Consider the following 20,178-nt stretch of genomic DNA (forward strand, 5'->3'; position numbering starts at 1 on the left):
TGGCTTTAAGCGTTCTCAATAATTTCAATCTCTTCCTCGGTCAAGTCATAAAGTTGATAAACCAAATTGTCAATTTCTTTTTCGAAGCCTGAAATATCACGTTCTTTATTAGCCTCTAAAGCCGCTAAGATATTTTTTACAACATTCGTTAATTGTGGGTTCGAATAAGCCACATTTGGTATAGGCAAAGAATTGAATTCCTTTACTTTAATTTTTGGAAACAATTGGTCAAACTCGTTATTAATATTTTGAAAATACCAGAATATCAGTTTTGAATTTAGGACTCCTAAGTAAAAGAAAACATCTAGTTGAACCGAAGGCTTAGCTATGTAGGCTGTCTGGTCAATGACAAATCTATCTTTAACATATGAGGCTATAAGAGAGTCTTTATTCGGAATTTGGCGAATCAAAATTTTATCTCCTTCAAAAAATTCTGGAACCCTGGGTTCAGCCAACCACTCCCCGTAGCTAATATATTCCCCACTCCAATTAAACATATACTTCGAAAGGTTTTTACCTCTAAGTTCTGGAAGGTACGTTTCATCAATTTTTTGTGAGGAATTAAATATCCGACCCCTAACATCTTCAATAGTTTGTGGCGGCTTTCCTTTTCCTACTTGATATTCTTTAATACCTGAAATAGTTTTGAATAAAGCGGAAAGCTCAACCGACTTATTTAAAATTTTGGCTATAATTTTTTGACTTTTTGAATCAACAGTAACAGTAAAATTGTTATTTGGGGTGTTTTCAAAAGCTTCTTGATTAAATGAATTCTTAAATTTAAAATCGCCTTTTTCAGCTATAAAATAGTTACTTGAAGATGAAATTTTGGGCTTGACAAAAATGAAAATAAGAACTTCGACAGAGGCCTCTTCAAATACATCGTCTTTAACTTCAATTATTTTATCTATTGAAAAATGGGATAGAATAAAACGCCTCAACCTTAAATTGTTTCTGTTGGCTAAAAAAGCATTAGGAACTATTAAAGAGTGTATGCTGGAATTACTGGCTATAGCAAATGACTTTTCAACAAATAAGTGATACAAATCCAACTGGTTTTCAGAAACTTTATAGGATTTAGAGTAATACATTCTAAAGTTTTCTGATACATCCCTTACCCTTAAATATGGCGGATTCCCAATTACCACATCAAAGCCAAGATAATCTCCATCATCGTTCAATACTTCTGGGAACTCAAAACGCCATTCAAAGGCATTTTCATAAATGACATTGTTTACGATTTCCTCTTTTTCCAACAGTGCTTTTTCGGACTTTTGCTGTAGTTTTTTAAGGTTGTTTTTATCAGCTTTGGTTATTTTTTCCCCAAAAGCTGTTAGGTTATTTAGTCGCTCCTGTTCATTGATTACTTCACCTTGGGCCTTTTGGAGTTTGGCAATAAACTTATTGTCGAGAGTGCTTTTAAAATTATTTTTGACCTCGTTGATGATTTGTATAATTTCACGCTTTTTCTCTTTTGAGGCCGTGTTTTTATAGTCGGCAACGGCTTTTTTATAATCCAAAAAGCCATAGGCTATTGTTTTGTCCTTAAAAGCTGCTTTTAGATCATCGTCCAAGGAAAAACGGCTTATCAAAGAGTTGCCGGTTTTGATGTTGATGTCAATATTGGGCAACGTCTCCAGCTCGTTATCCCCTTTGTAATAGGCATTCTTGAGCAACTCGATCCATAATCGCAAACGGCATATTTTAACAGAATTGGGGTTAATGTCCACCCCAAAAAGACAGTTTTCTATTAGGGTTTGCTTTTCATGGAAAAGGGCCATTTGAATCCGTTGACTTTCTTTATTACCGGGATGGTACTCAAACAGTTCTCCTTCATCATCGGTTATCACCAATTCATCATTTACGACTTCAACCTCATATTCTTTTAATCGTTTGCCTTCAACATCTTGCAATATTTTTAAATCGTTCTTGATGGCAATCAACTCATTGAGTGCCGAAACCAAAAAATGCCCAGAACCCACTGCGGGATCACAGATTTTTAAGCTGTTGATAATAGTGTTTGCTTCGTTTCTGTCTTCAACCTTGTCATAGACTTCATCTAAGTCTTTACAGTTCCAACTTTTAACCTCATTGAATTTTTGGACCACGGCTTTACGAATAGTCTCCCGACACATATACATGGTAATGAAGCCAGGGGTAAAGAAAGAGCCGTCCTTATAACCGTTTATCTTTTCAAAAATGAGTCCGAGTACCGAGGCATTGATCAGTGTTTTGTTATCTTCTTGAATATCTTCGGAACCCTCACTGCTGAAATCATAAGCATCCAAAAATTCAAATAAATATTCGAGTGTTGAAAGCTCACCTGAACGTTTTTTACCCTTTTCATCTTTAAGTACGGTTGAAGCAATTATGGGTATAGGCTTATCGTCTCGAAGGTTGCTAACAAATATGGTATCATGCTCTATGTCAGTTGGTTCAAAAAGCGATGAATTCAGGTATGGTACTTTATTAAACAGGGTTTGAGCTTCCTTATTTCGCTCTCCTTGTCTTTTTGCCAGCACTTGAAAGAAAAGACTATCAAGATCATCATAGTCCTTAATCATTTTTAGATCGAGGAAAGCATATTTTGAATCTCCTTTATGGTAGCGAATAAGTTGTGCTTCGAGCAACTTTAAAAAAAGAATTCGATTGACCCAAGTAATAACAAGCTCCAAAGCCACAGTAAACAACCGCTCTTCTTTAGTATCCCCATATTTTCTGGGGTTGGGCAATCGGTTAATTTTATCCCGACTATCCAATTGAAGTATGGTGTTCTCCAAAAGGCTTCCTAAGTTTCGTTGTCCTTCCTCGTTTCGCTGAATTAATTTCTTACTGCCTTTTTTGATTTCCGAAAGCCCTATGATATGCAGTAATTCACTATAAAACTTTTTATCAAGGCTATTGCTATCATTTACAAAAGGTTCTTTTAAAAGATGTTGCGGAGAAAGCAACTTAAAAAGGGAAACAAGTTTTTGGTCATCCTTCGGGTCATCATTGCGAACTACTCTTTCGTATTTGCGCAAGTCAAAGTGTACAAAACCCAATGTCTCTTCAAATGCAGTTAAAAAAGGCTTTGCAATTTCATTATAGAAGAAATCGGTGCTTGTACCGGATAAATTTCCAGCCTCAAAATCTTTGAATTGTTTCACCAAGCTTTTATTGGCCACAAAATTTTTTTCAAAATCATTGGCATCAAAAATGAACCATTCAAAAAGATTAGTGATAATTAGGTTTTTTACCTCTAAGTTTCCATTGGAAATACGTTCCCTTAAAAAGTATAAGAGCAATTCGTGAAACGCTTTTTTGTTGAGATTTTCAACAGAAACCATTTCACTTTTATTTTTAGGATTCTTAGCCTCAATTATTACACCAACTGGGCTATCGGGTTTGGGTCCGATATGGATTACTTGGTCCTTGCGCCCACTTGTGTTAATGAAATGGTTACCATGATAAAGAGAATCTTTCAGAAACCCTGAAACAAGGTTTTTATGATATTCTTCTGATTCATGCTCATTGGAAAAATCTAAAACCTTTATCAGGTTTGTTTTAAAAAGTTCTATTTCCTCACGATAGGGCTTTACTTTTAAAAAGGCCTTGTTTAACGCCTTTCGTGGTTTAATTGGTTTGGCAATTGAATTCATATTCTATAATTCTTGAAACCTTTTTGAGCTTATAACATTGCCCAGTAAGCTATACGAAGCTGCTGCTGCGTTGCGGGCCGAGGGATGATAGAAATCGATGATTTTTGATTCGTTATATCTTCCGATAGTGATGTTGTATCCACTACTTTTCCATTCAACTGTATCAAAAAGTATATTTCTCAATCTTCCCCAGGTCAAACCAGTGATAATAACCTGGGGTTCTATGATTTCTATTTGTTTAAGCAACCATTCTTTGTTTCGTATCAAGTGCTTTTCCATTTCTGAATAGTTGGATTGCCCAACACCACCAATTTTCTTGACATTCATAAAAGCTACATGAAAAATAGCATTTTTATACCCCTCTTTGTCATACCACATTGATTCAAATTCAGGAAAATTATTAAGTATTCCATAACTCCATTCTGCTAATCGATGTGAAAAAGTGTATTTAAGGCCTTCCTTCCACCATTCGCGAAAATCACCGGCTTCCTGTTTGGGGTTATTGGGTTCCTTAGTTAAAAAAAGAATCTTAGTTTTTGCATTTAAATAGAGATTCTCGTTGTTTATACCATCTTTTATAAACTTACCTTGATAATCAGGAGTTTCATTCTCCCATTTTTCAAATAATTGGTTTAACTGTTCTGTTTTGGTCATTTGTTAATCTACATTTTCAAAAAACTTAACAGCATATTTGCAATATTCCATGATGGTATCCTTACAGGTCTCAAACTCTTTTCTGCTTCCTAGCCAATTTCTGCATTTTTCCGTGATTTCCTTACCTTCTTTGAGTTCAGAATAGGAGATGCATTTTATATGTTTTGGCGTAACCAAAACAAATAGTGCATTCTCAAATGGGTAATCGCCATAGTTTTCAATATCCTTTAAGCTAAGTTTTCCGCTTTTCCGGTATTTTACTTCGATGAAGTGAGCCTGCTTATCTTTAAATACTACAAAGTCCGGCATCTGTCGAATGTTTTTGGATACATCGCCTCTAACTCCCTTCAGCAAATCAGTTATTCCAGGTATAGTGTTTTCCATCCCATATTTGTAAACCTGAAAATCTAGGGATATGAAAAGTTGTTCTATAATGGTTTCGGCAATGCGGCCTTTTATTACACCGGCCACCCATTTATTTCCGTTTTCCTTTTGGTAACAATCGGTACAAAGACCGTTTTTGAACTTGGTGTATTCACCACATTCTATGCAATCGGGCATATTTATTTTGATGGTTTGGTAAACTACCAAAATAGCTATTACACTCCACTTTAACAATTAACCACGAGGGAATTCAGAATTTTCTTGTTTAATTATTGAAAGCATTAATTTGCTTATCAGTCGTTTTGCCATTTTCTTTTTCGTAGATCACATTCTTTTTTGGGCAAATTGAGTTTTGGGTTAACCGTTAGGCAAAGTTCATCGAGCTTTAAGGTAGCTTGTGACGGGGTAAGTGTTTCAGCAGAAACCATTTGATCAAAAACCCATAAATGTCCATGGACGTCAAGTTTTTTGATTTTTGCGAATTTCCGCAAGGTGTTGTCGCTTGTCAGCAATGTTGCTTTCAACTTTTCCGCCTGGTAAAAGGCGGAGCAGTCCTGTTCTGATAAAGCTGGTTTTTGCAAACGAATTTCAATAATGTCTTCAAGTTGTATTTCTGAAATTTCATGGACCTCAAGTTGTCCACTATCTATATATGCTTGCAATTCAGACTTCTGGTAATCATGTAACTCTTCAAGCACAAGGTCAGTGGTACAAAACTGAAAATTCAATCCAAAGAAGTGACTTAGGATTTCCAGTTTCACCAAGTCAATCAAGATATTCGCATCATTAACAACTATGGTCATATCGCAATGAATTGGTCCCGGAATACAGCCAGTTTTTCATTTGAAAGATTGGCAGCCTTGCTAAGGCTGATTATTTCTTCAGAAGCTGCGCGATAGACCAATTGCATAAACCTATCTGAATGCTCTTTTCCTTTGTATTGTCCTAGCCCTTCCTCTTCCCGGTTGGCGGAAATATACTTTCTAAATTTTACATAGCGATGTTCATCGATAATTTCCAGATTCTTTGCGCGTGCCATTATGGCCTGAATAGAAATACCATAGGTTTCCTTGATGCTAATCAATTCAGGAATGCTTATTCCTTTTCTTTTTTTGGAACCAAGCTCGGTAATAAAAGTCTCGTATGGAATTAACATTGCACCGGCAAAGGCATGGCAGAGCCGTTCAATTTCTTTTTCGCTTAAAGCTTCGGAAAAATTTAAAAGAATATGTCCAAGTTCATGGAGTGCAGTAAAACGTTTCCTTTCTATGCTGTAATTTTTGTTGATTACAATTATTGGCACACTACCATCCGCCCATCCAGATAGACCGTCAAAGGCAAGATCTGCATCAAGCTCTATGACTTTGATTTCTTTGTCCTCCAATATTTCAATGACATTGGGTAAAGCGTTGATTCCTAGTTTCCATGCTTTTAGAAGGGCATTGACAGCATTTTCAATATCGGGAACAGTTGAAATCAACACATTCTTTATTGGGTTGACAAAAGCGGATTTAATTTGAAGCAAATCCTCAATTTCCAAGTAACGCTCAACACTTTCGGCCACTTGTTGTTTGATGGCATTGGTTTTCTTTACGCCCAAAATGCTTCTTTTCCTAAATTCTATCTTTTCTATTTCAGCACCCAATGGCCTAAAGAAATAATCAGGCTTTACGTTAAGAGCCTTTGCCAGTTGAATTAAGGTGGCACTGTTGGGCATCATCTCTCCTTTTTCATATTTTGAAATGGCATTTTTGGAGACAATATCACCCATGGCCTTCACCAAATTGTCTTGGGACATGGCGGAAAGCAGACGAGCATTTTTTAATCGTTTTGAAAACAGTTCCTTCATAAGTCTGTTGATAATGTGTTGACAAAAGTACAAAACAAGTTAATTTTGTCAACCAATGTTTAGGGAATATTAATTTCAAACGTGATATTTTAACTTTTTATAGTTCCCGATTACTTAATTAAAGGAGGGTATAAAAACAAAAAACCTCCCAAAAGTGCAAATTGTTGAGAGGTCCGGGAGGTATTGATATGACTACGTTGCTAATTTTTTAATCCCAGATACTTAAATTCTATTTTAAAGATTTAATCCTTTAATATGGATAGCTTTTCGTCCAATTTGTCCATGAAGTACAATTGGCTATCCGGAAGGATGCTCAGTACCAGTTCCAATACTTGGATCACACTATCCTCTTTTGATGCATTTTGGTTGGCAGGAAACAACATCATTCCCTCCCCATCAAGGGCAAACACGCAAACCTCCAAAAGACTGATGATCTGGGTCAAAAGATGATTGTTGTCCTTGACCTCGAAGAATACATAGTTTCCCTTTGGGTCGATGGACTTATTGTTTCCCAAGAGTCCCGAAAGATTGCTTCTGAGCTGTTGTATCTCTTCCAAGGTCTTTAACCGTTTCTTCTTTGATTTCATGTGAATGGATTTATTGGGTTCTGGTTGTCCGTTGTTCCGAAAGCAGTTTTCTGACCTTGTCCAAGAATTCCATTTCATCATGGGGTATCATGTCAAGTATATATCCGAGAACCCCACTAATATTGCTGTGGGGTTGGGGAACGGAACGTGTCGAGAAATTTTCGTTTTCCAAAGCTGTGATACAGACCTTGATCAGGTCGGATATCATATAGGAGGTTTCACAGTATCCCTCGGTAATGAGTTCCGTGCTGTACAATCCCTTTTCGGGGAGATAGGGCTTCAAGGCATGGAAATACATTTTTTCCAGTTCCTTCAATTGGTCAATTAATGATGTCTCATCATTGTTCCCCGCGTTCTCGGTCACTTTTGGGAATGCTTCCTTAAAATCCTTTCCGATTCCTTCGATATGGTCTTTGCAGTGTTCAAGATGCCTATGAAATATGGACTCGACCTCTTTGATGAATTCCTTCATTTGGGATTGGACGGTCTTGGTCTGTACTTTTGAAATCTCAAACTCATTGCCATATCGGGCAACGCTATAGGCATGTTCCAAAAGGAGCAGCAGTTCATTGCTGTTTGGCTCAGAAGATTCCAAAAAGGGCTGTAGGGTAGGAAAGAAATGTTTGCAGTAATTGATATGACTAATGATACTATGCGTAACCTTGCTCCTTCCTATGCACATCTGTTCTATAAACCGGAAGGCAATCTCAAAAGCTTGATGCATGTTGAAGGTGGCTATCGCATAGTTCCCTTCCTTTATCAAGATGTCCGCAGTATTGGCAAAGGTTTTGACCTTCTTCATTTCCGAATCATAATAGCGTGAAGCTCTTTTAATGATATTGACCAAGCTCATTTCTGGGTAGTCCAAATGGTTTGCCCCCTCCATACGGGCATATACCGTATCTCCAAGGCAGCAATGTTCCAAAAAATAGAGTGACCCGCGCGAAAGACCTATCTCGGATTGTTCCTCGGTATAGATTCTTATCCTGAAATCGGGACGCTCTTTCCCAAGCTTTGACACCAATGCCAGAATCTCAGTTGGAATGGGGTCATTATCGACATCTGTAAAGAGGGTAAGGATATGATAAGTAGTGTCTCCTTCTATTTGTTTTCGTGAAAGAAAGATAGCATCAATCGTGATCACGTTCAGTACGCTGTCGATCAAATTGGAGAGTTCCTCCGCTCTTTCAAAGTTTTCCGGTATGTTTGTGTGATGTTTCATGGGTTCGTGATTTAAATGGTTCGAGAATCACCGACCATATTAAGCCCACATTGCCATGTACTCCACTATGAGTACTTGTACTTTATTAAAAGTGTTTTGTAAATTACAATCGGATTATTGTGGGAAACACCCTATATTTGAGATATGCAGACAAAGACCAAGAACAACCATATAGGCAGAAAGATCAGTAGGATCAGGGAACTCCGTGGGATGAAGCAGGAGACCTTGGCGGAAGAATTGGGCATCAGCCAACAGGCCGTTTCCAACATTGAGAACAGTGAAAAGGTGGACGATATAAAGTTGGAAGAGATTGCCAAGGCTCTTGGTGTATCTAAAGAAAGTATTGAGAACTTTTCTGAAGATGCAATTTTCAATTACTTCAGTAATTTTTATGATAACAGTACTGGACAAGTATATAATAGTAACTGTACTTTCAATCCATTGGACAAGGTAGTTGAACTCTATGAGCGTCTTGTTCAGGCTGAAAAGGATAAAGTTACTTATTTGGAAAAACTTCTCAATAAGTAGAGTTTTGATTCGCTCGGAATTCTTTTCAAGTAATTAGGGCCAGTATCATTTTGTTTTTTGATCTATTTACTAAAGAATTTGCGATTTGAAATTCCAACTACGTGAATAGACAATTCAACAGATGCAGATAGAGGCACTATATCCCAATTTAACCATATAATTTCCTTTGGGACAGGGAAAACCACAAGCCAATTTTAAATGAATTTATTTTTATAGGCCTTGACTACATTCAAGACAATGGATTTGCCAGTAGGCCTTAATTTATAACAAGGATATACGCCATGAACAGATTGGTACTTATCGGCAACGGCTTTGATCTTGCCCACAACTTAAAGACCCGTTACAGTGATTTTATGTTGGGCCTGTTTAAATTTGAATTAATGGATGCTGAAAACAAACCCCGGAGACCAGTAAAAAATTCCATAAAGGATGCCACAGATATTAAATATAAGGGCACCAAGCTGTTTACCATCCATAAGGAATTAGGGCTAAGCAGGATTACTTATAGGGACAACCTTGCCCAAATTCAGGATTTTGAGGGTCTTCAAAAATTCCTCAACCACTATAATATCAAAATTCTATTTCCTAAGACTCAATCTAAAGGAAACCAAAGGGCCATGGCCATTCCCTATGATTCCATTTTAAAGGCCATGTATGAGAGACTTTCCAGCGGTGATATGAAATGGGTTGATGTGGAAAGTATCTATTATGAACACCTCAAGAACATTATTAACCGTTTTTCAAGTGACGGGCAGAGAGTTTTTGATCAAAAATCTAAGTTTCAGGTCGAAATATTGCACACAGAGTTCCACTATTTAAAGGAAAGGCTGGAAGCTTACCTTACGGAATTAATGGCCGAAACTCCAAAGAATTTTGGAACGTATGATGCAAACTTCTGGTCCAGTATAAAAGGTGAATTTTCAAAAAGTGAAAGACAACGGTTAAATTTGGGGGAGGCTGAAAGATTTCCTGAATTAGTACACATCCTGAATTTCAATTATACAGATACAATTTATAAATATGAGGATCACCGCCGAAGTCCAGAGAATTCTGAGGCCTCAGTGGATTTCAATTTTATCCATGGGGAAATCAATAAACCCAATAACCCTATGATTTTTGGATATGGCGATGAAACCGATGAGCATTATAGTGTTCTGGAAAAATTGAACGACAATCAGTTATTTGAGCACATTAAATCCTTTGGTTATTTTAAGACAGGTAACTATCATAGGTTATTAAGGTTCCTGGAATCTGATTATTATCAAGTGTACATCATCGGCCACTCCTGTGGGCTTTCAGACCGTGTGATGTTAAAGCATATATTTGAGCACAAGCATTGCCTATCTATACAATTGTTTTATCATAAACGGGAAAACGGCATGGACGACTACATTGAAAAGACACAGGAGATTTCCAGACATTTCGATGACAAACGGGCATTACGGGAAAAAATTGTACCCATGCCTGATTGTTTACCCTTATCGAGCTTAAGTCTGTCTCGAAGATAATTGCTCAAGAACACAAGGAATGGTTTTTATAAAATAAACATTTTCTTGCTAGATTTAGAAGTTTACAATTTAAGGGATGGCTCTCCAAATCTTACCCCAACTTCGGCGCATGGATCCTGGACTATTTTTGTAGCGTTCGGGAAGATAAGCGTAAAGCAAAAATAGGTTAGGGCGCTGTCCTACTTTTTGCCTTTTTCTTCCAGCCATTTTTGGTACAGTTCCTTTCCCTGTGGGTTCTCGTCAAAGAATCTCCCATAGTGTCCCATGGTACTGTCCCGTCCTTTTACAAATGCAGCCTCTTCTTTTTTTGATATCCTTGATAATTGATAGACCGAAAAACCAAGGACCAATAGAACACTGACCAACAATCCCCATAAAAGTTTAATGGCCCAACTTGGTAACATAATGGACCGCTCCACCTTGTGAAGGATTTTCTGCATCAACTTTTGCTGTTCCTCAACTATCTTTTTTTGATTGTTCCCATAATCATTTAGAAGCACCTTGATCTCAGTGGTATCTGGCCTTAATGGAAGGTTTTTCAAATTTTCATGTGCCTTTTCCAATCGGCCGATGCTCTTTTCAAATCCGTTAATCTCTTCGGTCAACAGTTCCGCTATTTCATCCAGTTTTGCCATGTTGTTGTGTTTAGATTCCTATTCCAGTGTCCCTGACCACTTTTATGGCCAATTTGATGGTTTTCTTTATGATGGTCTGGGTCAAACTCGTTGGGACATTGACTGTCCTACCCAAAAGCTGCATGCTCTTGTCCTTGGCGATTCGTTGTGCCATGTTCTTTTCAAAGTTCATTTGACGGGCGATCCTGCCCATGGACATGGAACGGTGCACCTCGCTTCCCTTTAGATTGGTTCCCTTGTACTCAAAACGGAAGCCTTGCAATTGGTTCTGCTTATTGATGCTGGGAATGACCTTTACATTGTTCTGCTCCATGGACTTGATGTATTGGTCAAAGTCCCTTGGGTGGTCCCTGGCCATGACCTTTTCATGGATCTTTTGTATTTCAGAGCGGACATGTTGCATCTGGTACAGTTTTTCCTGCTGTACCTCCCTTACCGTGGTCAGATCCATTTGTTTGGCCACCCGCTCCGCTACTTGTTGGCTCCGCTTCCCGATAAAGCTATCGTTATAGGCCTTCCCCTGAAAGTTTATCCGGTTGGCATACAGGTGGACATGCACATGTTCCTTGTCCCTATGGACAAAGGCAACCGCTTGGTGCTGTTTGAGGTTCATTTCCTTGATAAACCGCTCCGTCATTTCTTTGAGCTGTTGCGCTTCTAATTTCCTGCCGTCCTCGATGGTGGGGCTCAGCACAAAGCTCAGCGTGTTCTTCCGGCACAGTTCGTTCTGTTCTTGGATGACCTTGAACTCCTCGGTGATCTCCCGTGGGGTCTCCCCTGCCAGATATTGGCTATGGATGATTTCCGATTCCTTTTCCTGATTCATCCCGTAGCTCATGGAGGCCGAAGTGTGTGATATGGATTTGCCCATGCCTATCATTTCTTGAAATTTAAAAGGTGTTGTCGTATCTCCTTGGCCAGCTGGGCCGTTTCTTCTGCCAATCTGGGGTTCCGCTTGCGGAACATATTGGTAATCAGCTTGAAGTTCCGTTGGTATTTGACCAATAGCTTATAGGCCTCTATCTGTTCGTCCGTCATGCGCTCCACGATACGGTCATCGAAAGCGGCACGGCGGCAGTATTCACTGATGGAAAGACCGCTCTTTCGGGCCTTGACCTTCAGCAGTTTCTTCTCGTAGACCGAGCACCGGAACTGGACAAACTCCTTCTTCATTTTTACATCATCTTTTGCGACCTTCGGGAGCAAAAGCAAGATTTGTCATGACAATGACACATCTTGAATTCGTTGCCGAACTTCATCCTTCGCGCTTTTCATCTTCCATTCGTTGATATCCTTGAATCCTACATAGAGGAAGGAAATATCCCTACTGTTCGGGCACTTTTCAATTAAAAGTTCCGTCATCCCATGTCCCGCTTTGTCCCTATCAAGAAGCAGCCCTACGTTTTCATAATCCTTTATTTCAGAAATCATCCGTTTTACAAAGGCCGTGGTATTCAATACCAAAAGGTCATGGGTATTAAGAAGCTCTGGTCTAAGTTCCAAAAGGGTGAGCATATCGAACATACCTTCGGTAATCGCCAATTTTTTGGAATCGTTTTTGATCAATGAAACATCCTTTGGGGACGTGGACCCTTTCCAATAGCTGTTCCGCAGTTCCCAGCCACCAGACCTGTTCTGTAGTCCGATGCCAAAGTATGTCCGCTCCCCTATTCGATAATGGACCTCTTTGCAAAGTTTTCTTGCGGTCTTGGTCGAAATCTTTCTGGAGCTCAGATAGTCTTCTAGGGCCCGGTGCTCGATTTCCTTTATCTCGATAATCTGAATCGAGTTGGCCCTGTGCTTCTTTTTGGTTGGATTCGGCCGCTGGTGAAAAGAAAAATGGTCCATGTTCCCGGACAATCGTTCCAATGCCTCCCTTACGGAACAGTTCTCCATTTTCATGATCAGGTCTATGGTACTGCCCCCTTCGAAGGTCCCGAAGTCTATCCAATAGTTTTTCTTCAATGATACCTTGAAAGAGGCTTGGGTCTCGCTCCGGAACGGGCTAAGGAACCAAGCTTCTTTTTCCGTTTTCCGGACTGGAAAGTGCCCCAAATTGGCCAGCGTGGAAACGATGTCAATGTTGCGGGCTTTTTCGCAGTCCATTCTTTTTTCTTTCATGGTTCTGTTTTTAATCGATTTTTGATGATTTGATGACAAACCTCTGGGAGACCCTGTAAATACTGGTTGTTCCCCCGTCATCATTTTGTCATCGTTTCATCGTTTTTTTTTTCTTCATTGTCCCTGTCATCATTTTTTATTTTGATGACAGAATGATGACAAAGTGATGACAGCCTAAACCCTTATAAACACTGGGCTTATATCAATCTGTCATCAAATCATCAAAGTTTTGGACCAAAAAATTCTTTTTTATGGTAAAGTACCTTCCCTTGGCGTCCTCGGTGTTGATCTCGCCGTTGTTCCAGATGGTGATCTTTTGGTACTTGTTTGAATTGGGCTGGTTGTCCAGTTTCCAATCCTTTTTCAGCAACCGCCTCAATTGGGTCAGGTCGGTCTTGACCCGTGTGCGGTTGAGCATGTGCAGGGCATCGATGGGACAAAGGTCCACCGAGTCCATCTCGAACTTTTCCATGGCGCTCAGCAATAGACTGGCCAGTTCCTTCTCCACCCTATTTCGGTTATTGTTCACCAGCTTCTTAAGGGCAGGGGTATAAACCTGTTTAGCTGTGAACCACATTCGTGTTCTTTGCTTTGAATTGTACTCCCTTTTTGAAAGGAAATCCAAAAAAGCGGGCACTTCCTTGCACAACTGGTCCAAGAAATCGGTGTCCTCTTTTTTAAGGGATGGGATTTTCCGTACCCAGAACCGGGTCTCATGGGCATCGATCTTGATAAAACTGTCCTCGTTGTTGCTACAGAGAATAAATTTACCAAAGAATTCTACTTCCCTTTTGTCCTTGCCTTTGGCCTCAAGCTTGTTCCGGTTGGTGGTGCTCAGGTATTTAATGCGCTCAGTAAGCTCCTCTTTGTTGAACAGTACCTCGTCAACGCATATCAGCAGCTTGTTGGCCCAGTCCGCGTTGAACTGGCTTGCAAAGCTGTCATTGGTCAGGTAGGTCAGGTTGTTCCCGAAGATTTCCTTGAGCCATTTGAGGAACGTGCTTTTCCCTGTGTTCCTCTCGGTGGAGACCAGACAGAGGATGGGGAGCACCTGCACCGGTCTTTGGTACAGGAGTTTCAAATAGTCCAGTCCCAGTTCCAGCTGGTTCCCGAAGATATGCTTCAAAAAAGCATGTGTCTTTTTAATGCTTCCCTCTTTCGGTTCGTGCACCAAAGGGGAATAGGTATTGTAGAAACCATGGTGTTCCTTCTTGAAATCGACATGGCAGGGAATGCAGGCGAACCCATCATATTTGGGCACCTTGCCCAGATAGTCCTTGCCATGGTCCTGCTTGATGATATGCTCGTTCCAAGGGACCAGCTGCTCATTGAAATGCCCTGAAATGGTAGGGTACTTTACGATTTTATAGAAAGACGTGCCAATGCGGACATATGGAATATTTTTCGACATGGCTCTCTCATTTTGTTGATACACGTCGGAACTTTCCATTTTTTCGCGCACATTCCAACAGTTCCTTTTTGGAATAGAAAATTGAATTCCCAATTTGGTAATAGGGAATCAAATTCTTTTTCTTCCATTTGATAAGGCACTGTTCAGATCGCCCCAAGAATTTAGCAGCTTCCTTTTGGGTTAGACGGTCCTCTTCTGAATGGATGACCGATTCATTGGCGAGGTTTGTTCTCTGGAGCCTTTTGATTACCAATTCGATGGTGTTCTCAAGGTCTTTTTTTGTAAAGCCGTATAGAATGGGATTTGACATAGTTTAGAAGATTTTAATGAAACAATCAATTCTTCGACTAAACTAGGTGTAACATTGGGCTAAATCAGATTGCCTATTGAACCGGGTAAGCGGTTTCTTTATATTGAAAATCAGCTGTATGAGCTTTGATTTACGTTTGTAGGGGAGGGAGGAGCCTATTGATGGAAGAGTTGACCTCTATTTGCACATTTTTGGGTAATGTTCTTTTATATTGATAATCTTCCGAAAAGTTCTTCCTCCATGTTTGCCGGGAAAACCCATTGCTTTCAATGAATATTTCCAAGATCCTAGTCAATTTGTGGTGTGAATTCTCGGTTGTTGAACTTTTGACAACTCCTTTGATAATCAAGTACCTCATTAGGGCAATGAAGTTTAAAACTTGATCTTGAGACAATTCGGTGAAGTAAGGTTGAAAGATATTTCTCAAATTATATTTGCAAGGGTCATAATCTGAAAACCCAGTATAACAGGCCGCAAATTTTTTGGCGTTTAAATTGGGCAAGTATCGTTTGCAAAAAGAGTCAAGAACAAGGGCAAACTGCTTTTGGGTGATTCTATCGTTTAGGATAATACGATTTTCCAGATTAACGGAAGAGACATTTTGATTTATGTCGATTAACATTGCCTTTAAGCCTTTGGCATCCAGGGTTACGCCATTGCTGCCAATATTGATGTTTATCGCCAAGGCTTTGTGTATCTCCTTCATGGAATTTAGAACCGAAGCATCGCTTGCATTCTCCATCGTGATGGCCAACGCTCTTTCCATGGCTATCTTATAACTGAAAAATGAACGGATCCAAAGTGACTTCTTTTTTTGATTTTTGATTTCACTGTTCAGTCTTTCAAAAGTGAGTTCCGATAACAATCGTCTTTTGAACTTTTTGGAGGAAAGGTCTTGGAGAAGCGTTCTTTTGATTTTTGGATAAGTTTCAAATGCGCACATATAACTATCAAAGCCCATGTCTTTCTCCTTTATGGATTTAATCAGGTATTTGTGAAACATTCTTTTTTCTGTTTCGCCCAAAGCTTCATATAGGGACATTGAACAATTGGAGTATTTGATGACATTAAAATCTTTTGGAGCTTTAAGGATACCGCTGAAATAAATAAAAAGAACCCAGCCAAAGCTTATGCAAAGGAAGGCCACTATGAATTTTTCCAGATTGGCCCCGGGGAAAGCCACCAATTCCCAAAGCGAAATGCCCAAATAGACTAGTAGGGCTATGAAAACTATCGGCAAGGTCAAAAATAAGGTATACTTGTTCTTAGCAAGTACTTTATGGGCAATATAGTCATAGGAAGATGTCATTTCATTTAATGTTTTCTTATTGCACAAGATTCCAGGTATTGTCCATTTCCTTTTGTTTAAAGTCTTCGGCTATATCAACATAGCGTTTAAAGGAAGCTTCGTCCTTGTGTCCGGTAATGTTTCTTACCACCATTTCCTTCATGCCAAGGACCAAGCTATTGGTAACAAATGTCTTTCTGGCCGTGTGGCTGGTTATAAGGTCATGTTTGGCCATGGTTTTGTCTATTCGCTTTTGTCCGATGTATCTTGTAATTGTGATTTGAGTGTTTATTTTGGCTTTCGAACAGCATTCTTTTATGTACTCATTGAATTTCTGATTGGAAATAGTGGGAAGGGGCTCGTATATAGTGCCCTTGTATCGGTCAAGAATTTCTTTGGCATATTTGTTCAAGGGAATTTTTTGGTCAATGGTCTTCGTTTTTACAATAGTGATTTTCAAATGATCTGAAAAGACATTTGAAGATTTTAGGTTCATGATGTCACTAAAGCGTAACCCAGTAAAGCAGCCAAAACAATATATGTCCCTTATCTGAGCATATTTTTTGGATTTAAAATCAAATCGGTACAGAGCCATCAACTCATCCATCGTCAGATAGATTACCTCAATACTGTCCTCAGTCCTTCGAAATTTTTTAAATTCCAGATTATCGTGATAACCCCGCTCATAGGCCCAATTCATAAAGGTCTTAAGGATAGAGACCAGTTTTCCGAAGTAATTGTTCAGGGTTTTACGATCCTTGAAACAATAGTCCCTAAATTTTTCATAGAAATCCATATTGATATTATCAAAACGCAGTTGGTAGGAAACCTCGTTTTGAAAATCCTTTAGAAACCCTGAGACGGTGTTGTATTTTTTTATGGTGCCATGGGCTTTTATGGTTCGGCTGGTTTCAATGAACTCATCGAAACTTTCAAAAAATTTGGGAGCCAATGAATTTTCTCCGAAGGATCTATCATCTAGCTTCTCTTCTATCAATTCTGCGCTGAAAGGGATATTGTTCAGATGGAAGTAACGAAAAACGGTAAATACCTTTTCCCTAAACTCATCGAGCTTAAGATTGAATTCGATATGGTTGTTGTAATCTTCTTTTTGCGTATTGGGTTTGATTCTTTGATTCTTCCAATGTCGTGGCAATACTTTTACCCCTGTAATATTTTTTCTGATTCTTATCCCTTTAAAGGTAATTGTTGCCCTGACGGGCAAAGTTCCATCTTTGTTTTGCTTATCGTTACGGGTCGAGAACGTTAGTTGCATTTAATGCAGATTAATATGATTTGAATTCATTTAGATTAAAATGGATAAAAAGGGGGGCAAAACAGGGGGCAAATAAATACAATTTGAATGTTAAAATTGGTTCACCTTCATTCTTCCCAGCCCTTATATAGCATAAGATACGGAATGTTAGGCGATTAAAAAACAGTGTAGAAAAAAATTACTCCAGGTGGGACCACTAAAACCCCTCCAAATCTTTGATTTGGAGGGGTTTTAAATTTTAACACAACACACAATAAGCGTTGTTTCAACACTTATATCCTTGCAAACCCCTACTTCTGGCAAGTGTTTCACAATTTCTGTTTACCCCTTACATTTTTGTTATTTACAGGTAAAGGTTTGTTATTCAGCCCTTCTTCCTTTAGGCATTGAGTTATTATTGTTAAATTGAGCCAACTAAGATTTAACTAAATGAGCAAATTCTATTACAACGAGGAACAGGAATCCTACGATGCCATCGTGGTGGGAACGGGCATCAGTGGCGGTTGGGCCGCCAAGGAACTCTGTGAGAACGGTCTCAAGACCCTGGTCTTGGAGCGTGGCCCCATGAAAAAACACCGCGAGGATTACCCAACGGCCAATTTGGATGCCTGGGATCTTCCACATCGCGGGCGACTTACCAGGGAACAAAAAGCCAGACAGGAAAAACAATTACGAACCGGTTATTTGGGTAACTCTGCCCACAACTTCTGGTTCGTGGACGATTTGGAACACCCCTACAATGAAATCAAGCGTTTTGATTGGCAACGGGGCTACCATGTGGGCGGACGCTCCATCATGTGGGGACGTCAAAGCTACCGCTGGAGCGACATCGACTTCGGCGCCAACAAGAACGATGGCATCGCCGTGGACTGGCCCGTGCGTTACAAGGACATCGCCCCTTGGTACGACAAGGTGGAAAGCTATATCGGTGTATCAGGGGAAATGCTGGGATTACCACAATTGCCCGATGGAGTTTTTGAACCCATGATGGAACTCAATTGCGTGGAGCAAGTGGTTCGCGAAAAAGTAGCGGAAAATTTTGGGGGTCGTGTCGTTACTGCCGGTAGGGCGGCCCACATCAACAGTGACAAGAAATTCGAGGGTGATGGCCGAGTGCGCTGCCAGTTCAGGAACCGATGTATCCGAGGGTGTCCTTTCGGGGCCTACTTTAGCAGTTTGTCATCAACGTTGCCCGCTGCGGAAAAAACAGGAAACCTTACCCTAAGACCGGACAGTATCGTGCATGAGGTCATCTACGACCCAGATACCCAAAAGGCAACGGGCGTCAAGGTGATCGACAGGGAGACCAAGGAGGAGTTCGAGTTCAAGGCGAAGGTCATCTTCCTTTGCGCCTCCGCGATAGCCTCCGCTTCCATTTTGATGCAATCCAAGTCGGATAGGTTCCCCAATGGTCTTGGAAATGATTCCGACCAATTGGGAAGGAACATTATGGACCACCACTTGGGCGTTGGAGCCTCTGGAAAATTTGATGGGTTCGAGGACAAATACTACAAGGGAAGGAAGCCGAACGGGATCTACATCCCAAGGTTCAGGAACCTCGGTGGCGATTCCGATATGAAGACCTTTAAACGGGGTTATGGGTACCAAGGAGGTGCCGGAAGGGGCAATTGGGAACAGACCGTAGCCGAACTTTCCTATGGAAAAGAATATAAAGACGCCATGATGAATGCAGGGGGATGGACTTTTGGTATGGGAGGTTTTGGAGAAACCCTTCCATACGAGGATAATAGAATGACCCTTGATTACGACAAGAAGGACAAGTGGGGACTTCCCACCGTTACCTTCGACGCAGAATTCGGGGACAATGAATGGAAAATGCGTGAGGATATGAAAGAACAGGCTGTAGAAATGCTTACCAAGGCAGGACTGAGGGATGTTCAACCGTTTGATAATCCAGGAGCCCTCGGTTTGGGCATCCACGAGATGGGCACGGCGCGTATGGGCCTTGATCCCAAGACCTCGGTGGTGAACGGGAACAACCAGGTGCACACCTGCAAGAACGTCTACGTGACCGATGGGGCCTTCATGGCCTCTGCCAGCTGCGTGAACCCCTCGCTCACCTACATGGCATTCACCGCAAGGGCCGCCAACCATGCCGCCCAGGAACTCAAAAAAGGAAACATCTAATGGAAAGAAGATCAGCACTCAAGAACATGGGGATGGCCTTCGGCTACGCCGTGGCGACCCCCACACTGTTAAGCCTGCTCCAGGGCTGCAAGGACAAACCGGCCTATGCGGAATGGACGCCCGGCTTTTTGGACAAGGGACAGGGACAGGCCCTGGCCACCACCCTGGACGTGATCCTTCCCAGGACCGATACCCCCTCGGCCACCGAGGTGAACGTGCACGCCTTCATCGACTCCTATCTGGACGAGGTGATGCCCCTGGACCAAAGGGACTTCACAATGATGAAGATGGAGAAGTTCTATGACAGGGCATTGGAGGGCTCCGGCAAGACGGAGCTGGCGGAGCTGGAGGCGGCGGACATCGAGCCGGTGCTCGCCACCTACCTGAAAAAGCGCACCGACGAGGAGGAACAGGCGCACAACGAGGCGGTGATGAACTACATGCAGGCCATCATGCAGGGGGGCGAGGCCACCCTGGACGACGAGGTGGCGCGCTACACCTTCGCCAACGAGCTCAGGGACCTGGCCACATGGGCCTACAAGTCCTCTGAGAAGGTCGGCGAGGAGGTACTGGCCTACCTGCCCATCCCAGGGGAGTACATCGGCTGTGGGGACCT

Annotated in this window: 19 protein-coding genes; 4 read left to right on the forward strand and 15 right to left on the reverse strand. The window is 40.9% G+C overall.

Annotation, left to right across the window (positions count from 1 at the left end; genetic code table 11):
- Nucleotides 1-5: 5 nt before the first annotated feature.
- From D2V05_RS09995 to D2V05_RS10025, 7 genes are all read right to left on the reverse strand, one after another.
- Nucleotides 6-3,641: a type IIG restriction enzyme/methyltransferase gene (locus D2V05_RS09995; RefSeq protein ID WP_119647435.1), complete on the reverse strand. Its 3,636-nt coding sequence runs from the start codon at nt 3,639-3,641 to the stop codon at nt 6-8.
- Nucleotides 3,642-3,644: 3 nt separating this feature from the next.
- Nucleotides 3,645-4,295, reverse strand: a complete 651-nt coding sequence (locus tag D2V05_RS10000; RefSeq protein WP_119647436.1) for a uracil-DNA glycosylase family protein — start codon at nt 4,293-4,295, stop codon at nt 3,645-3,647.
- Between the two features lie 3 nt (nt 4,296-4,298).
- On the reverse strand, nt 4,299-4,766 hold the full coding sequence (locus tag D2V05_RS10005) for a hypothetical protein (RefSeq protein WP_235855431.1): 468 nt from the start codon (nt 4,764-4,766) through the stop codon (nt 4,299-4,301).
- Between the two features lie 206 nt (nt 4,767-4,972).
- Nucleotides 4,973-5,482 carry a PIN domain-containing protein gene (locus tag D2V05_RS10010; RefSeq protein WP_119647438.1) on the reverse strand — a complete coding sequence of 170 codons (510 nt, stop codon included), beginning with the start codon at nt 5,480-5,482 and terminating at the stop codon, nt 4,973-4,975.
- Entirely contained in the window at nt 5,479-6,528 is a 1,050-nt protein-coding gene (locus D2V05_RS10015) for a helix-turn-helix domain-containing protein (protein ID WP_119647439.1), read from the reverse strand. Before D2V05_RS10015 ends, D2V05_RS10010 begins: the two co-directional genes overlap by 4 nt.
- A 242-nt stretch (nt 6,529-6,770) precedes the next feature.
- Nucleotides 6,771-7,115: a hypothetical protein gene (locus D2V05_RS10020; RefSeq protein ID WP_119647440.1), complete on the reverse strand. Its 345-nt coding sequence runs from the start codon at nt 7,113-7,115 to the stop codon at nt 6,771-6,773.
- A gap of 10 nt (nt 7,116-7,125) precedes the next feature.
- Nucleotides 7,126-8,337, reverse strand: a complete 1,212-nt coding sequence (locus D2V05_RS10025) for a HEPN domain-containing protein (RefSeq protein WP_119647441.1) — start codon at nt 8,335-8,337, stop codon at nt 7,126-7,128.
- Between the two features lie 144 nt (nt 8,338-8,481).
- Between D2V05_RS10025 and D2V05_RS10030 the strand changes: the two genes are divergently transcribed.
- Nucleotides 8,482-8,865, forward strand: coding sequence for a helix-turn-helix domain-containing protein (locus D2V05_RS10030; protein ID WP_119647442.1), 384 nt, complete (start codon nt 8,482-8,484; stop codon nt 8,863-8,865).
- 281 nt (nt 8,866-9,146) lie between these two features.
- Complete coding sequence (locus tag D2V05_RS10035; protein ID WP_119647443.1) at nt 9,147-10,373, forward strand: AbiH family protein; 1,227 nt, start codon at nt 9,147-9,149, stop codon at nt 10,371-10,373.
- A 179-nt stretch (nt 10,374-10,552) separates the two neighbouring features.
- Here the strand turns inward: D2V05_RS10035 and D2V05_RS10040 are convergent, their stop codons facing one another.
- From D2V05_RS10040 to D2V05_RS10075, 8 genes are all read right to left on the reverse strand, one after another.
- The gene (locus D2V05_RS10040; RefSeq protein ID WP_119647444.1) at nt 10,553-11,008 is read right to left on the reverse strand and encodes a DUF6730 family protein; all 456 of its coding nucleotides are present in this window, start codon (nt 11,006-11,008) and stop codon (nt 10,553-10,555) included.
- A 10-nt stretch (nt 11,009-11,018) separates the two neighbouring features.
- Complete coding sequence (locus D2V05_RS10045) at nt 11,019-11,888, reverse strand: relaxase/mobilization nuclease domain-containing protein (RefSeq protein WP_119647445.1); 870 nt, start codon at nt 11,886-11,888, stop codon at nt 11,019-11,021.
- Nucleotides 11,885-12,181 (reverse strand): mobilization protein MbpA, encoded by a 297-nt coding sequence (gene mbpA / locus D2V05_RS10050; RefSeq protein WP_119647446.1) that lies wholly within the window; start codon nt 12,179-12,181, stop codon nt 11,885-11,887. Before mbpA ends, D2V05_RS10045 begins: the two co-directional genes overlap by 4 nt.
- Nucleotides 12,182-12,226: 45 nt before the next feature.
- Nucleotides 12,227-13,129 (reverse strand): toprim domain-containing protein, encoded by a 903-nt coding sequence (locus tag D2V05_RS10055; RefSeq protein ID WP_119647447.1) that lies wholly within the window; start codon nt 13,127-13,129, stop codon nt 12,227-12,229.
- A 202-nt stretch (nt 13,130-13,331) separates the two neighbouring features.
- Nucleotides 13,332-14,540, reverse strand: coding sequence for a primase-helicase family protein (locus D2V05_RS10060; RefSeq protein ID WP_119647469.1), 1,209 nt, complete (start codon nt 14,538-14,540; stop codon nt 13,332-13,334).
- A gap of 7 nt (nt 14,541-14,547) precedes the next feature.
- Nucleotides 14,548-14,850 (reverse strand): helix-turn-helix domain-containing protein, encoded by a 303-nt coding sequence (locus D2V05_RS10065; RefSeq protein ID WP_119647448.1) that lies wholly within the window; start codon nt 14,848-14,850, stop codon nt 14,548-14,550.
- A gap of 130 nt (nt 14,851-14,980) precedes the next feature.
- Nucleotides 14,981-16,159, reverse strand: a complete 1,179-nt coding sequence (locus D2V05_RS10070; protein ID WP_119647449.1) for a hypothetical protein — start codon at nt 16,157-16,159, stop codon at nt 14,981-14,983.
- A 16-nt stretch (nt 16,160-16,175) separates the two neighbouring features.
- On the reverse strand, nt 16,176-17,414 hold the full coding sequence (locus D2V05_RS10075) for a site-specific integrase (RefSeq protein ID WP_119647450.1): 1,239 nt from the start codon (nt 17,412-17,414) through the stop codon (nt 16,176-16,178).
- 429 nt (nt 17,415-17,843) lie between these two features.
- On the opposite strand from D2V05_RS10075, the gene D2V05_RS10080 reads away from it, so the two are divergent.
- Together D2V05_RS10080 and D2V05_RS10085 are read left to right on the forward strand one after the other, a co-directional pair.
- Complete coding sequence (locus D2V05_RS10080; protein WP_119647451.1) at nt 17,844-19,562, forward strand: GMC oxidoreductase; 1,719 nt, start codon at nt 17,844-17,846, stop codon at nt 19,560-19,562.
- On the forward strand, nt 19,562-20,178 hold a 617-nt coding region (locus tag D2V05_RS10085), incomplete at its 3' end, for a gluconate 2-dehydrogenase subunit 3 family protein (RefSeq protein ID WP_147378227.1). The genes D2V05_RS10080 and D2V05_RS10085, both read left to right, overlap by 1 nt.

Origin of the sequence: Flagellimonas pelagia, assembly GCF_003584135.1 — a bacterium.
In the GTDB taxonomy this organism is placed as follows: Bacteria; Bacteroidota; Bacteroidia; order Flavobacteriales; family Flavobacteriaceae; genus Flagellimonas; species Flagellimonas pelagia.

Bases quoted from the DNA above. Each gene is read 5' to 3' on its own strand.
- D2V05_RS10045 (WP_119647445.1), bottom strand. From the start codon at position 11,888: ATGATAGGCATGGGCAAATCCATATCACACACTTCGGCCTCCATGAGC.
- D2V05_RS10030 (WP_119647442.1), top strand. From the start codon at position 8,482: ATGCAGACAAAGACCAAGAACAACCATATAGGCAGAAAGATCAGTAGG.
- D2V05_RS10065 (WP_119647448.1), bottom strand. From the start codon at position 14,850: ATGTCAAATCCCATTCTATACGGCTTTACAAAAAAAGACCTTGAGAAC.
- D2V05_RS10060 (WP_119647469.1), bottom strand. From the start codon at position 14,540: ATGTCGAAAAATATTCCATATGTCCGCATTGGCACGTCTTTCTATAAA.
- D2V05_RS10025 (WP_119647441.1), bottom strand. From the start codon at position 8,337: ATGAAACATCACACAAACATACCGGAAAACTTTGAAAGAGCGGAGGAA.
- D2V05_RS10020 (WP_119647440.1), bottom strand. From the start codon at position 7,115: ATGAAATCAAAGAAGAAACGGTTAAAGACCTTGGAAGAGATACAACAG.
- D2V05_RS10000 (WP_119647436.1), bottom strand. From the start codon at position 4,295: ATGACCAAAACAGAACAGTTAAACCAATTATTTGAAAAATGGGAGAAT.
- D2V05_RS10035 (WP_119647443.1), top strand. From the start codon at position 9,147: ATGAACAGATTGGTACTTATCGGCAACGGCTTTGATCTTGCCCACAAC.
- D2V05_RS10080 (WP_119647451.1), top strand. From the start codon at position 17,844: ATGAGCAAATTCTATTACAACGAGGAACAGGAATCCTACGATGCCATC.
- D2V05_RS10010 (WP_119647438.1), bottom strand. From the start codon at position 5,482: ATGACCATAGTTGTTAATGATGCGAATATCTTGATTGACTTGGTGAAA.
- D2V05_RS10055 (WP_119647447.1), bottom strand. From the start codon at position 13,129: ATGAAAGAAAAAAGAATGGACTGCGAAAAAGCCCGCAACATTGACATC.
- D2V05_RS09995 (WP_119647435.1), bottom strand. From the start codon at position 3,641: ATGAATTCAATTGCCAAACCAATTAAACCACGAAAGGCGTTAAACAAG.
- D2V05_RS10070 (WP_119647449.1), bottom strand. From the start codon at position 16,159: ATGACATCTTCCTATGACTATATTGCCCATAAAGTACTTGCTAAGAAC.
- mbpA (WP_119647446.1), bottom strand. From the start codon at position 12,181: ATGAAGAAGGAGTTTGTCCAGTTCCGGTGCTCGGTCTACGAGAAGAAA.
- D2V05_RS10040 (WP_119647444.1), bottom strand. From the start codon at position 11,008: ATGGCAAAACTGGATGAAATAGCGGAACTGTTGACCGAAGAGATTAAC.
- D2V05_RS10075 (WP_119647450.1), bottom strand. From the start codon at position 17,414: ATGCAACTAACGTTCTCGACCCGTAACGATAAGCAAAACAAAGATGGA.
- D2V05_RS10015 (WP_119647439.1), bottom strand. From the start codon at position 6,528: ATGAAGGAACTGTTTTCAAAACGATTAAAAAATGCTCGTCTGCTTTCC.